The 12,806-nt window shown below is 72.8% G+C and carries 11 protein-coding genes; 5 read left to right on the forward strand and 6 right to left on the reverse strand.

The window, feature by feature from the left end; genetic code table 11:
* Nucleotides 1-282: 282 nt before the first annotated feature.
* Nucleotides 283-2,565 carry a heavy metal translocating P-type ATPase gene (locus OG386_RS27770; protein ID WP_328790365.1) on the reverse strand — a complete coding sequence of 761 codons (2,283 nt, stop codon included), beginning with the start codon at nt 2,563-2,565 and terminating at the stop codon, nt 283-285.
* A gap of 112 nt (nt 2,566-2,677) precedes the next feature.
* On the reverse strand, nt 2,678-2,911 hold the full coding sequence (locus tag OG386_RS27775) for a heavy-metal-associated domain-containing protein (protein ID WP_030384770.1): 234 nt from the start codon (nt 2,909-2,911) through the stop codon (nt 2,678-2,680).
* 273 nt (nt 2,912-3,184) lie between these two features.
* Here OG386_RS27775 and OG386_RS27780 point away from each other — a divergent pair, with 273 nt between their 5' ends.
* Nucleotides 3,185-3,325 (forward strand): hypothetical protein, encoded by a 141-nt coding sequence (locus OG386_RS27780; protein WP_328790366.1) that lies wholly within the window; start codon nt 3,185-3,187, stop codon nt 3,323-3,325.
* 136 nt (nt 3,326-3,461) lie between these two features.
* Here OG386_RS27780 and OG386_RS27785 read toward each other — a convergent pair whose 3' ends face one another.
* Nucleotides 3,462-4,181 (reverse strand): TetR/AcrR family transcriptional regulator, encoded by a 720-nt coding sequence (locus OG386_RS27785; RefSeq protein ID WP_328790367.1) that lies wholly within the window; start codon nt 4,179-4,181, stop codon nt 3,462-3,464.
* Nucleotides 4,182-4,327: 146 nt separating this feature from the next.
* Here OG386_RS27785 and OG386_RS27790 point away from each other — a divergent pair, with 146 nt between their 5' ends.
* Nucleotides 4,328-6,571 carry an MMPL family transporter gene (locus OG386_RS27790; protein WP_328790368.1) on the forward strand — a complete coding sequence of 748 codons (2,244 nt, stop codon included), beginning with the start codon at nt 4,328-4,330 and terminating at the stop codon, nt 6,569-6,571.
* Nucleotides 6,572-6,654: 83 nt separating this feature from the next.
* Here the strand turns inward: OG386_RS27790 and OG386_RS27795 are convergent, their stop codons facing one another.
* The 3 genes from OG386_RS27795 to OG386_RS27805 all read right to left on the reverse strand — a co-directional run bounded on the left by OG386_RS27795 (nt 6,655) and on the right by OG386_RS27805 (nt 9,040).
* Nucleotides 6,655-6,855: a helix-turn-helix transcriptional regulator gene (locus OG386_RS27795; RefSeq protein ID WP_327385327.1), complete on the reverse strand. Its 201-nt coding sequence runs from the start codon at nt 6,853-6,855 to the stop codon at nt 6,655-6,657.
* Between the two features lie 233 nt (nt 6,856-7,088).
* Entirely contained in the window at nt 7,089-8,099 is a 1,011-nt protein-coding gene (locus OG386_RS27800) for a Gfo/Idh/MocA family protein (protein ID WP_328790369.1), read from the reverse strand.
* A gap of 26 nt (nt 8,100-8,125) precedes the next feature.
* Nucleotides 8,126-9,040: a sugar phosphate isomerase/epimerase family protein gene (locus OG386_RS27805; RefSeq protein ID WP_328790370.1), complete on the reverse strand. Its 915-nt coding sequence runs from the start codon at nt 9,038-9,040 to the stop codon at nt 8,126-8,128.
* Between the two features lie 26 nt (nt 9,041-9,066).
* On the opposite strand from OG386_RS27805, the gene iolC reads away from it, so the two are divergent.
* From iolC to iolD, 3 genes are read left to right on the forward strand one after another with little or no spacing between them, the layout of a single operon-like run.
* Nucleotides 9,067-10,047 (forward strand): 5-dehydro-2-deoxygluconokinase, encoded by a 981-nt coding sequence (iolC, locus tag OG386_RS27810; RefSeq protein WP_328790371.1) that lies wholly within the window; start codon nt 9,067-9,069, stop codon nt 10,045-10,047.
* 7 nt (nt 10,048-10,054) lie between these two features.
* Nucleotides 10,055-10,927: a 5-deoxy-glucuronate isomerase gene (iolB, locus tag OG386_RS27815; protein ID WP_328793383.1), complete on the forward strand. Its 873-nt coding sequence runs from the start codon at nt 10,055-10,057 to the stop codon at nt 10,925-10,927.
* A complete protein-coding gene (iolD, locus tag OG386_RS27820; protein WP_328790372.1) occupies nt 10,924-12,798 on the forward strand; it encodes a 3D-(3,5/4)-trihydroxycyclohexane-1,2-dione acylhydrolase (decyclizing) in 1,875 nt (624 codons plus the stop codon). The genes iolB and iolD overlap by 4 nt, the downstream gene beginning before the upstream one ends.
* The last annotated feature ends 8 nt before the right edge of the window (nt 12,799-12,806 follow it).

Below are 12,806 nucleotides of genomic sequence, written 5' to 3' on the forward strand. Positions count from 1 at the left end.
CGCTTCCCTTTTCCCCGAAACGGATTCCCCCCACGGGACCCGAGTCGGGGCGTCGGTGTGCCGGGACCCGTTCGTCCGGGAGGGCCGCTCAAAGCCTCCCGCGGGTACGTGTCCCGGCCGGCTGATGCCCACGGAAACCTCCCCAGGTTTCCGAGAAACGTCCCCCAAGACGTTCTTGGCATCGCCCCATTAGACCCATGACGACCCCGGATGGTTACGTTGCGATCACTGTGATCTGCGTCTCCCGTGAAGGAAGTGTGGGGACCGTGAGGAGGAGGGGCACTAGCGGAAGGACCGCAACCGGAGGCTGTTGGTCACCACGAAGACCGAGGAGAAGGCCATGGCGGCCCCCGCGATCATCGGATTGAGCAGGCCGGCGGCCGCCAGGGGCAGGGCCGCCACGTTGTACCCGAAGGCCCAGAACAGGTTGCCCTTGATCGTGGCCAAGGTCCGGCGCGAGAGCCGGATCGCGTCCGCCGCGACCCGCAGGTCACCCCGTACGAGGGTCAGGTCTCCCGCCTCGATGGCCGCGTCCGTGCCGGTGCCCATGGCCAGCCCCAGGTCCGCCTGGGCCAGTGCGGCCGCGTCGTTGACCCCGTCGCCGACCATGGCGACCGTACGGCCCTGCGCCTGCAGGCGACGTACGACGTCCACCTTGTCCTGCGGGAGGACCTCGGCGATCACCTCGTCGATGCCCACCTCGCGGGCCACCGTCGCGGCGACGGCCTTGTTGTCTCCCGTCAGCAGGACCGGGGTGAGGCCCAGCGCCCGCAGCCGGGAGACCGCCTCGGCGCTGGTCTCCTTGACCGCGTCCGCCACGGTCAGGACCCCGCGCGCCGCGCCGTCCCAGGCCACCAGGACGGCGGTGCTGCCCGCGGCCTCGGCGGCCGCCTTGGCCCCGGCCAGTCCGGCCGGCAGCTCGATCGACCAGTCGGCCAGCAGCTGCTCGCGGCCCACCAGGACGGCGTGTCCGTCGACCACGCCCTGGACGCCGAGCCCCGCGACGTTCTCGAAGGACTCCGGAACGGGCAGGGAGCCGGCCCGCTCCGCCGCCCCGGCGGCGACGGCACGGGCGATCGGGTGCTCCGAGGCGTGCTCCAGGGACCCGGCGAGGCGCAGGAGTTCGCGCTCGTCGACGCCGGCGGCGGTGAAGACGCCGTCGAGGGTCATCCGGCCGGTGGTGACGGTGCCGGTCTTGTCCAGGACGACGGTGTCCACGCGGCGGGTGGACTCCAAGACCTCGGGGCCCTTGATCAGGATGCCGAGCTGCGCGCCCCGTCCGGTGCCGACCATCAGCGCGGTCGGGGTGGCCAGGCCCAGGGCGCACGGGCAGGCGATGATCAGGACGGCCACGGCGGCGGTGAAGGCGGCGGTGGGGTCGTCGGTGATCAGCAGCCAGGTGATCCAGGTGCCGATGGCGAGCACCAGGACGACGGGGACGAAGATCCCGGAGATCTGGTCGGCGAGGCGCTGCACCTCGGCCTTGCCGTTCTGCGCGTCCTCCACCATCTTCGCCATCCGGGCGAGTTGGGTGTCGGCGCCGATCCGGGTGGCCTCGACGACGAGGCGTCCGGAGGTGTTCACGGTGGCTCCGGTGACGGAGTCGCCCACGGCGACGTCGACCGGGACGGACTCGCCGGTCAGCATGGAGGCGTCCACGGCGGAGCTGCCCTCGACGACGGTGCCGTCGGTGGCGATCTTCTCGCCGGGGCGGACGACGAACCGGTCGCCGACCGCGAGCGCGCCCACCGGGATCCGGACCTCCTGGCCCGCGCGCAGGACGACGACGTCCTTGGCGCCCAGCTCCAGCAGGGCCTTGAGGGCCGCGCCCGCCTTCCGCTTGGAGCGGGCCTCCAGGTAGCGGCCCAGGAGGATGAAGGAGACGACGCCGGCCGCGACCTCCAGGTAGATGGCGGAGGAGCCGTCGGTGCGGGAGATCGAGAAGTCGAATCCGTGCCGCATGCCCGGCATGCCGGCGTGGCCGAAGAACAGGGCCCACAGCGACCACGTGAAGGCGGCCAGCGTGCCGACCGAGACGAGGGTGTCCATGGTGGCGGCGCCGTGCCGGGCGTTGGTCCAGGCGGCCTTGTGGAAGGGGTACCCGCCCCAGACGACGACGGGGGCCGCCAGGGTCAGCGAGAGCCACTGCCAGTTGTCGAACTGGAGGGCGGGGACCATCGCGAGCAGGACGACGGGCAGGGCGAGCGCGACGGAGACCAGCAGGCGCTGCCGCAGTGCGGCGAGAGCCGGGTCGGGGACCTCGGTCGCCCCGGGAGCCCCGGGCAGAGCCCCTTCGGTGGCGGCGGCGGGTTCCGGGGCGGGCGGCGGCGGGGGCTCCTCGGCGGTGTAGCCGGTCTTGACGACGGTCGCGATCAGATCGGCGACCTGCACGTCACCGGTGTAGGAGACGCGGGCCTTCTCGGTGGCGTAGTTCACCGTGGCCTCGACGCCGTCCATCCGGTTGAGCTTCTTCTCGATGCGGGCGGCGCAGGAGGCGCAGGTCATCCCGCCGATCGAGAGTTCGACCGCCGTTATCGGTCCGTCGTGCACTGTGCTGCTGCTCATGTTCCGGCTCCAGGGGGATGGCCGGGCCGTACGGGACCAGTATGAGCTGGCCGGCACGGCCCGGCAGGGTGCCGCGGGGCTGCCGCGGGTGCCGTGCGGGTCTTGCGGCCGCTCAGACCTGTCCGGCGAATTCGTAGCCGGCCTCGTCCACGGCGGCGCGGACGTCCTCGTCCGCGAGCGGGGCGGCGGAGACCACGGTGACCTCACCGGTCGCGGCGACGGCCTTGACCGTGCTGACGCCCGGCAGGGCGGAGATCTCGGTGGTCACCGCGCCCTCGCAGTGTCCGCAGGTCATGCCGGTCACCCGGTAGACGGTGGTGGTCTGGGTGTCCGTCTCGGCGGTCATGTCGTTCTCCTCTTCAGGGGCGTGTGCCGGTCACCGGGAGGGCGGCCGATGGCTCCACCGTGCTCCCGACAGTTCGAGACTATACCCCTGGGGGGTATCAAAGCGAGTATCGGCTCCCAGTTTTTCGATCCTCGTGGGAAAACTGGCCGGTATAGGCGAACTGTATGTAAATGGCTGATATGGATCACTCGGGAAGCCTCGTCCTGATCCCGGCCGCCGCGGCGCTGATCCCTGCTCGCGCGCGGAGTGGCGCCGTGGATCCCGGGCCCTCTGGTGACCATCGAAATCCCGCGCGGCACCCTGATCGGCGTCTGGATCGGACCGGACGTGCTCGACCGGGCCGCGACGGAGCTGGGCGCCACCTGCCCGACCGCAGGGATACCGGGGACCTTCAGGGCCGGTTCGGGTCCGTGACGATGGCGGTGGGCGCGGTGGGCGCGGTGGGCGCGGTGGGTGAGTTCGGGGCGGGGCGAAGGGTCGACTCCCGGCCCGCACGCGGGGCCCGGAGGGCGCCGAGGCGGTGCGGGCCGGGCCGGGCCGGCCGGGCGGGTCAGTGGGTGGGGGCCTCGGTGATCATCGGCTCCAGGTAGCGCAGCAGGACGGTCTTGAGCTCGGCGGTGTACGCGGCGCGCTCGTCGCCCTCGTGGGCCAGGATCAGGTCGAGGGACGACTTGAAGATGCCCAGGATCATGTTCGAGATGTGGGCGAGCTCGTGGGCCGGGGCCTCGGGGCAGAAGTCGCGCAGCACGGCCTCGATGCGGGCGAGCAGGCCGGCGTGCAGTTCCTCGTGCTCCTGGGCGATGCCGGGGACGCCGGTGCCGTGCATGAGCGCCCAGAAGGCCGGGTTCTCGCAGTTGAAGGCGATGACCGGGTCGAGGACGGCGTCGAGCAGCTCGGGCAGGGGGCGCTGGAGGTTCTCGGGGCGGAAGGCCTGTCCGTGCATTTCGTGCGCGCGCTGGAGCAGTTGGCCGCCGAGCTCGACCGCGATGGCTTCCTTGTTGGGGAAGTACTGGTAGAGGGTGCCCGGCGACACGCCCGCCTCGCGGGCGATGGCGTTGGTGCTGGCCGAGGCGTAGCCGGTACGGCAGAACACCCCGGCGGCGGCGGCCAGCAGCTGGGAGATCCGGCGTTCGCCGCGGGCCTGGCGGCGGCGCGGGGTGGCGGCAGTGGTGCCCGCGTCGGTGCTGGTTGTCGCAGCGGCGGCGCTGTCGGTCGTGTCAGCGGCGTCGACGGCGGATCCCTTGATCCCCTTTTCGGTGTTTTTGTCCATGCGTGTCCCCGGCATGTCCAATCCCCTGCTTCCCGTGGGCGATTGACAAACGCGAGTGATCGCTCGCATTCTTGGAGAATGCGAGCGACTGCTCGTGTTTGCCAGTCTATGTGGCCTGGCAATCACGGTGAAGGGGACACCGAGTCATGTCCGAAGTCAAGAAACCGCCGTCCTCCGGGGCGGAGGCGGGGTGGACCCGGTTCGTCACGGCCCGGCCGCGGCTCACGCTGCTGCTCGCCCTGCTGGTCACGGCCCTGGCCGTGGTCGCGGGCGGCGGCGTCGCCGACCGGCTGGGAAGTGGCGGCTGGGAGGACCCGGGCGCCCAGTCCACCTACGCAGCGCGGGCCCTGGAGCGGGAGTTCCCGCACTCCGAGCCCAATCTGCTCCTGCTCGTCGATGCCGCGCCGGGCACCACCGGGGTCGACGACCCCGCCGTGGCCGCCGAAGCCGAACGGCTCGCGACCGCACTCGCCGCCGAACGGGGGGTCGTCGGCGTCGGCTCGTACTGGCGCACCCAGCTGCCCACGCTGCGCTCCGAGAACGGTCGGCAGGCACTCATCGTCGGCCGCGTCCAGGGCGACGAGAAGGCGGCCACCGCGGCACTGGAACGCATGGCCCCGCGCTTCGAGGGCGAGCACGGCCCGGTGCGGGTGTCCCTCGGCGGTCCCGCGGCGGTCCAGCGCGAGGTCACCCGGACCATTCAGGAAGACCTGCTGCGCGCCGAGCTCATCGCCCTGCCGGTCACCCTCGTCCTGCTCGTCCTCGTCTTCGGCAGCGCGGTCGCCGCCCTGCTCCCCCTCGGCGTCGGCATCGTGGCCATCCTCGGCACCAATGCCGTACTGCGCGGACTCACCGAGGTCACGGACGTCTCCGTCTTCGCCCAGAACCTGACCACCGCGCTCGGCCTCGGCCTCGCCATCGACTACGCCCTGTTCATCGTCCGCCGGTTCCGCGAGGAACTCGCCGCCGGGCGGGATCCGGTCGCCGCGGTCGGGGCCACCCTGCGCACCGCCGGGCGCACCGTGCTCTTCTCGGCGCTCACCGTCGCGGTCTCGCTCTCGGCGATGCTCTTCTTCCCCATGTACTTCCTGCGCTCCTTCGCCTACGCCGGGGTCGCGGTCGTGCTGCTCGCGGCGGCGGCCGCGCTGATCCTGCTGCCGGCCGCCCTGGTGCTCCTCGGCGATCGGGTCAACGCCCTGGACCTGCGCCGGCTGTGGCGCCGCCGCCGGGCGGAGGGCGCCGAGGCCGGGCCCGTGGAGACGGGCCGGGGCTGGGGACGGGCGGCCGCCCTCGTGATGCGGCGCGCCCCCGTCTTCGCCGTGGTCACCACCGTGGGCCTGCTGCTGCTCGGTCTGCCCTTCGCGGGGGTCAAGTTCGGCACGGTCGACGACCGGCAGCTCCCGAAGGACGCCCCCTCCCACGTGGTGCAGGAGCAGATCCGCGACGGCTTCCCGAACAGCCCCGGCGGCGGTATCACCGTGCTCGCCGAGGGAGCCCCCGGCCCCGAGCGCCTCGCGGCCTACCGGGACCGGCTGGCCGCCCTGCCCGGGGTGACCCGGGTCGACGGGCCGATCGGCTCCGCGACGGGAAGCGAGTTCACCACCTTCTCCGTGTCCGTCGAGGGTGAGGCCGTGGGGCAGACGGCTCGGGACCTGGTCGACGAGGTCCGCGCCGTGGACGCCGGCTTCAAGACCTCGGTGACCGGACAGGCGGCCGTCCTCGTCGACGCACAGAAGGCCATCGCAGGCGCGCTGCCCGCGGCGGCGGCCCTGGTGGTCCTCGCTACGCTCCTGCTGGTGTTCCTGCTCACCGGGAGCCTGCTGATACCGCTGCAGGCGGTACTGCTCAATGCCCTCAGCCTGACCGCGATGTTCGGGGCGGTGGTGTGGGTGTTCCAGGACGGCAACCTTTCCGGGCTCCTCTCCTTCACCGCCACCGGCGACATCGAGACCACCCTGCCGGTGCTGATGTTCTGCATCGCCTTCGGGCTCTCCATGGACTACGGGGTGTTCCTCATATCCCGCATCAAGGAGGAGTACGACCGGACCGGGGACCACGAGAGTGCCGTCCGGACGGGGCTGGCCCGCACCGGCGGGCTGATCACCGCGGCGGCCGTGATCCTGGCGGTGGTGATGGTGGCCATCGGCACGTCCCGGGTGACCAACACCAAGATGCTGGGGCTCGGGATCGCGCTGGCGGTCCTCATGGACGCCATGGTCGTCCGCAGCCTCCTGGTCCCGGCGGTGATGAAGCTGACCGGACGGGCCACCTGGTGGGCCCCCGCCCCGCTGCGCCGCCTGCACGAGAGGTTCGGCCTGAGCGAAGGCGAGTCCGCGCCCCCGGCGCCGGAGCCGGAGCCGGACCGGATACCCGTGGGGGCCGGCGCCTAGCCGGGGGTGCACCTCGATCCCGGGTGAGGGGCGCGGGGGCGGGTGAGGGGACCCGGCGGGTCCCCTCACCCGCCCCGCCGGATTCAGTCCTCGCGGCGGCCCCGGTTCCCGGGCCGGCGGGCCACCCAGGCGCGCACGGTTTCGGCGTACCAGTAGGGCTTGCCCCCCTCCACATGGTCGGGTGTGGGCAGCAGCCCGTGTTTGCGATAGGAGCGCACGGTGTCAGGCTGGACCCGGATGTGGGCAGCGATCTCCTTGTATGACCACAGCTGTCGGTCACTCATGCTGGACACCTCCTTGTCCACGCCGCGGGGTCGGCCGGGAGGCCGTCGGGGGAGCCGACGCGTGGACGCTGACGATCACTCGGGTTGTGCCCGGGGAACGACGCTGAGTGACGATAGGGGAGGGGCTGTTGACTTCCTGTGACGGAAGACCCGCGTAATGCGGACATGTGTGACAGAAGGGGGACCCCTGTGACAAGAGGGCCACAGGGGTCGGGTGGGGAGCTGGCGGGGCGTCAGCGGTACAGGGCAGGGCGTTCCGCCAGCTCCACGACGGCCCGTACACCGCTGTGCGCCGCCGCGAGGCCCGCCTCGGAGACGGCGGCCGCCGCGTAGCCGTCCCACGCGTCGGGCCCCGCCACCCGGCCCTGCGCGGCCGCGGCCACCCAGCTCCGCAGCTGGCGGTCGTAGGCATCGGCGAAGCGCACCGTGAAGTCCTGGTCGATGGCGCCGCCCCAGCGGCCCGCCGACTGCACCACCATCGCGTGTCCGTCGCCGATCCGGGCACTGCCCGCCTCGCCGACCGCCTCGCACTGGACCTGGTAGCCGAAACCGCAGTTGACGAAGATCTCCACGTCGACGACGGCCCCGCCGGAGGTCTCGAGCAGCACCAGCCGGGGATCGCTCAGCCCCTCGGGAGCGGCTGCCGTGGGTCGCGGCGAGAGCACGCTGACGGCGGTGATCTCCTGACCCAGCAGCCAGCGGGCCGCGTCCACCTCGTGCACCACCGAGTCGCTGATCAGCATGTCGCTGGTGAAGAACGACGGCGAGGAGGCATTGCGGTGCCGGCAGTGCAGGAAGAGCGGGCGCCCGATCCCGCCCGCGTCCAGTAGCTCCTTCAGCCGGGCGTACTCGGCGTCGTACCGCCGCATGAACCCCACCTGCACCAGGCGTCGCCCCAGCCGCTGTTCGGCCTCCATGATGCGCAAGGCCCCCGCCGGGTCCGGGGTCAGCGGCTTCTCGCACAGCACCGGCAGCTCCCGCTCCAGCGCGTGCAGGATCGCCTCCTCGTGGGCGGGTCCGGGCGAGGCGATCAGCACGGCCTGGACCCCGGGCGCGGCTATCGCGGCCGCCGGGTCGGTGTGCGCCGTCGCCCCGTCCAGAGTGCCCGCGACCTCCTTGACCCGGTCCCCGTCCGGGTCGGCCAGGGCCACCACACGGGCCCCGCCCACCGTCCGCCCGATCCGGCGGACGTGGTCGGCGCCCATCTTCCCGGTGCCGATGACGGCGATGCCGAGCGTGCTCATGTCGTACTCCTCTTCCTTCCGAAGGGTCAGCGGGCGCCGCAGGAGCGGAGGTAGGCGCGGGTGCGCCGGGCGATCGGCAGCGGCCGGTCGGGCGAACACGGGTACATGTCCTGCTCCACGATGGCGAACAGGTCCACGTCCAGCCGCTGGGCCGCCGCGAGCACCGGTTCCAGCGCGGGCACCCCCGAGGGCGGTTCGCACATCACCCCACGGCCCACGGCCGGCCCGAAGGGCAGCCCCTCGGCGACGACTTCGGCCAGGATCCGCGGATCCACCTGCTTGAGGTGGAGGTAGCCGATCCGCTCGCCGAAGGTCTCCACGGCCTGCACGCTGTCCCCGCCGCAGTACGCGTAGTGCCCCGTGTCCAGGCAGAGGGAGACGAGCCCGGGGTCGGTGGCGTCCAGGAAGCGGGCCACGTTCTCCGGGGTGTCGATGTGGGTGTCGGCGTGCGGATGGACGACGATCCGCAGCCCGTACCGGTCCTGGACCTCCCGGCCGAGGCGCTCGGTCTGCGAGGTCAGTTCGCGCCACTGGGCGGGGGACAGGATGCGGTCCTCCAGCACCTCCCCGGTCTTGTCGTCCCGCCAGAAGGAGGGGATGACGACGAGATGGGCCGCGCCCATGGCCCGGGTCAGCGCCGCGATTTGCGACACGTGCGTCCAGGTGTCCTCCCACACGGCGGGCCCGTGATGGAGTCCGGTGAAGACGGTTCCGGCCGAGACGCGCAGCCCGCGCTTGGCCGTTTCCTCGGCGAGGCGGGCGGGATCGGTGGGCAGATAGCCGTACGGGCCGAGTTCGATCCACTCGTACCCGGCGTCGGCGACCTCGTCGAGGAAACGTTCCCAGGGCGTCTGTCGGGGGTCGTCGGGAAACCAGACACCCCAGGAGTCCGGAGCCGAACCGATGCGGATACGGGTCAACGCGGGCGGGGAGGACGTCATAACGGCCACCTTAGGGTGGAGGACCAATGGGAGGACTGACTGTGACCGGCACCGGCGATCCGTTCGCGTTCGACCTGATCACGATGGGCCGGATCGGGGTGGATCTCTACCCGTTGACGACGGGCGTACCACTGGCCGAGGCGGAGACGTTCGGCAAGTTCCTGGGCGGCTCCCCGACCAACGTGGCCGTCGCGGCGGCCCGGCTGGGACGCCGGGTGGCGGTGATCACCCGTACCGGCGCGGACCCCTTCGGCGGCTACCTGCGCTCCGAACTGCGGGGGTTCGGGGTGGACGACCGGTGGGTCGCCGAGGTCGCCGGGCTGCCGACCCCCGTCACCTTCTGCGAGATCTTCCCGCCGGACCACTTCCCGCTCTACTTCTACCGGCTGCCGAAGGCCCCGGACCTGGAGATCGCGGCGGACGAGGTGGACCTGGCGGCGGTACGGGCGGCCCGCGTGTTCTGGATGACGGGTACGGGCCTGAGCGAGGAGCCCTCACGGGCGGCGACGCTGGCGGCGCTGGAGGCCCGCGCGCGGACCGGGACGACGGTCTTCGACCTGGACTGGCGGCCGATGCTGTGGCGGGAGAAGCCGGGGCCGTACTACGAGCGGGCGCTGCGGTCGGCGACGGTGGCCGTGGGGAACGCGGAGGAGTGCGAGATCGCCACGGGCGCCTCGGATCCGCACGCGGCGGCGCGGGCGCTGCTCGCGGCGGGTGTGGAACTGGCGGTGGTCAAGCGCGGCCCGGAGGGCGTGCTAGCGGTCCACCGCGACGGCACGGTGGCGGAGGTCGCGCCGGTGCCGGTGGAGGTGGTCAACGGACTGGGCGCGGGAGACGCGTTCGGCGGGGCGCTGTGCCACGGACTGCTGGCGGGATGGGAACTGGAGCGAGTGGTGCGGTACGCGAACGCGGCCGGGGCGATCGTCGCCTCGCGGCTGGCGTGTTCGAGCGCGATGCCGTTCTCGCACGAGGTGGAGGAGGTGCTGGGACGTGCCGGTGGTGTCTGAGTGGGGGATGGAGTGGACGAGGCTGTTGGTCCTCGACCTGGCCCCGGGGGAGGCGTACGCGCACGCGTGCGGGGAGTGCGAGTGGATCGTGCTCCCACTGTCGGGCGCCTGCGAGGTCCGCTGCCGCGCCCTGCCGAACCCGGCCTCGCCGGCGTTTGAGGCGCGGGGTCCGGGGCAGAGCCCCGGGAACGGACCGGAGGTGTTCCAACTGCACGGGCGGACGGGGGTGTTCAGCGGCGTCACCGACTTCGCGTACCTGCCGCGGGACGCGGACGCGGAGATCCGGTCGGCTGCCGGCGGCCGGTTCGCCCTCGCCGGGGCCCGGTGCGAGACGCGGCTCCCCGCCCGGTACGGGCCCGCCGGCAAGGTCCCCGTAGAGCTCCGCGGCGCCGGCCAGTGCTCGCGGCAGATCAACAACTTCGCCACCGCCGGCCCGGACGGCTTCGACTGCGACCGCCTCATCGCCGTCGAGGTGCTCACCCCCGGCGGGAACTGGTCCTCGTACCCGCCCCACAAGCACGACGAGCACCACCCCGGCGAGGAGTCCCGCCTGGAGGAGATGTACTACTTCGAGATCGCCCCGCACGGCGACACCCCCGGGCTCGGCTACCAGCGCGTCACCCCCTCCCCGGCCGGGAAGACCGACATCCTCACCGAGGTGCGGACCGGGGACGCGGTGCTGATCCCCGACGGCTGGCACGGGCCGTCCGTGGCCGCCCCCGGGCACGACATGTACTACCTGAACGTGATGGCCGGACCGGGCCCGACCCGGGAGTGGCTGATCCGGGACCATCCCGACCACGGCTGGATCCGCGGCAGCTGGGACGGCCAGGACATCGACCCCCGGCTGCCCTTCTCCCGAACGGAGGACCACCGGTGAGGCTCACCGTCGCGCAGGCGCTCGTCCGTTTCCTGTCCCGCCAGTACACCGAGCGCGACGGACACCGCCGCCGGCTGATCGCCGCCACCTGGGGGATCTTCGGGCACGGGAACGTCGCCGGCATCGGCCAGGCCCTCCTGGAGACCGGGCCCGACGCCATGCCCTTCCTCCAGGGCCGCAACGAGCAGGCCATGGTCCACGCCGCCGTCGGATACGCCCGCCAGAGCGGCCGCCTCTCCGCGCACGCCGTCACCACCTCCATCGGGCCCGGCGCCACCAACCTCGTCACCGGCGCCGCCCTCGCCACCATCAACCGGATCCCGGTGCTCCTGCTGCCCGGCGACACGTTCGCCACCCGGCCCGCCGATCCCGTGCTCCAGCAGCTGGAGGTCCCCCACGCCGGGGACGTCTCCGTCAACGACACCCTGCGCCCCGTCTCCCGCCACTTCGACCGGATCACCCGCCCCGAGGCCCTGATCCCGGCCGCCCTCCAGGCCGTGCGGGTGCTCACCGACCCCGTGCAGACCGGCGCCGTCACCCTCGCGCTCCCGCAGGACGTGCAGGCGCAGGCGTACGACTGGCCGGAGGAGTTCTTCGCCGAGCGCGTGTGGGGCGTGCGCCGGCCCCGTCCCGACCGGCACGAGCTGGCCCGCGCCGCCGAGGCCGTACGGGGCTCCGCGCGCCCGCTGATCGTCGCCGGCGGCGGGATCCGGCACAGCGAGGCCGGCGCGGCCCTGGCCGCCTTCGCCGAGGCCACGGGGATCCCGGTCGCCGTCACCCAGGCGGGCAAGGGCGTCCTGCCGTACGGGCACCCCGCCGACGTGGGCGGGATCGGCTATACCGGCACCTCCACCGCCGCCGCGCTCGCCCGGGAGGCCGACCTCGTCATCGCCGCCGGGACCCGGCTGACCGACTTCACCACCGCCTCCGCAACCCTCTTCCAGCACCCCGCCGTCCGGTTCGTCGGCCTCAACCTGGACCCGTACGACGCCCACAAACTCGCCGCCCTGCCCCTGGTCACCGACGCCCGCGAGGGACTCGACGAGCTGCGGGTCGCCCTCGCCGGCCACCGGGCGGACCCGGCGTACGGGGCGGGGTACGCGGCGGAGCGGGCGCGCTGGGAGAGCCGCGTCGAGCGGGCCTACGCCGTCCCGGAGGCGGACGAGGACGCCCCGCCCACCCAGGCCCAGGTGCTCGGGCTGCTCGACGCCCTGGTCGACGGCACCGACATCCTGATCAACGCGGCCGGCTCCCTCCCCGGCGACCTGCACAAGCTGTGGCGGGCCCGGTCGCAGGACCAGTACCACGTGGAGTACGGGTACTCCTGCATGGGCTACGAGATCCCCGCGGCCATCGGCGTGGCGCTGGCCGCGCCCGGCCGGCCGGTGTGGGCGCTGGTCGGCGACGGGACGTACCTGATGAATCCGACCGAGATCGTCACGGCCGTCCAGGAGGGCCTCCCGATCAAGGTGGTCATCCTCGACAACCACGGCTACGCCTCCATCGGAGGCCTGTCGGGGGCGGTGGGCGGCGAGGGCTTCGGCACCGCGTACCGCTTCCGGGCGCCCGACTCCGGGTACACGGGGGACCCCCTTCCGGTGGACCTCGCGGCCAACGCGGGCTCCCTCGGGATGGCCGTGATCCGCGCCCGCACCACGCGTGACCTGCGCGAAGCCCTCGCCGAGGCCCGCATCGCGACCCGCCCCACATGTGTCTACGTACAGACCCGAACGCCCGACACTGTGTCGGGCCCGCCCCCGGCACAGGCGTGGTGGGATGTTCCTGTGGCCGAGACCGCGACCCGCAAGGCCGCTGCCACGGCCCGTGAAGAGTACGACCGGCAAGCCGCGCAGCGACGTCGCCATCTGTGAAGGAGCAA

The sequence above is a fragment of the Streptomyces sp. NBC_00273 genome (assembly GCF_036178145.1).
GTDB lineage: Bacteria > Actinomycetota > Actinomycetes > Streptomycetales > Streptomycetaceae > Streptomyces.

Excerpts from the sequence above, each read along its gene's own strand:
- iolC (WP_328790371.1), top strand. The coding sequence starts at position 9,067 with ATGGGAGGACTGACTGTGACCGGCACCGGCGATCCGTTCGCGTTCGAC.
- OG386_RS27775 (WP_030384770.1), bottom strand. The coding sequence starts at position 2,911 with ATGACCGCCGAGACGGACACCCAGACCACCACCGTCTACCGGGTGACC.
- OG386_RS27790 (WP_328790368.1), top strand. The coding sequence starts at position 4,328 with ATGTCCGAAGTCAAGAAACCGCCGTCCTCCGGGGCGGAGGCGGGGTGG.
- OG386_RS27800 (WP_328790369.1), bottom strand. The coding sequence starts at position 8,099 with ATGAGCACGCTCGGCATCGCCGTCATCGGCACCGGGAAGATGGGCGCC.
- OG386_RS27795 (WP_327385327.1), bottom strand. The coding sequence starts at position 6,855 with ATGAGTGACCGACAGCTGTGGTCATACAAGGAGATCGCTGCCCACATC.
- OG386_RS27770 (WP_328790365.1), bottom strand. The coding sequence starts at position 2,565 with ATGAGCAGCAGCACAGTGCACGACGGACCGATAACGGCGGTCGAACTC.
- OG386_RS27805 (WP_328790370.1), bottom strand. The coding sequence starts at position 9,040 with ATGACGTCCTCCCCGCCCGCGTTGACCCGTATCCGCATCGGTTCGGCT.
- iolB (WP_328793383.1), top strand. The coding sequence starts at position 10,055 with ATGGAGTGGACGAGGCTGTTGGTCCTCGACCTGGCCCCGGGGGAGGCG.
- OG386_RS27785 (WP_328790367.1), bottom strand. The coding sequence starts at position 4,181 with ATGGACAAAAACACCGAAAAGGGGATCAAGGGATCCGCCGTCGACGCC.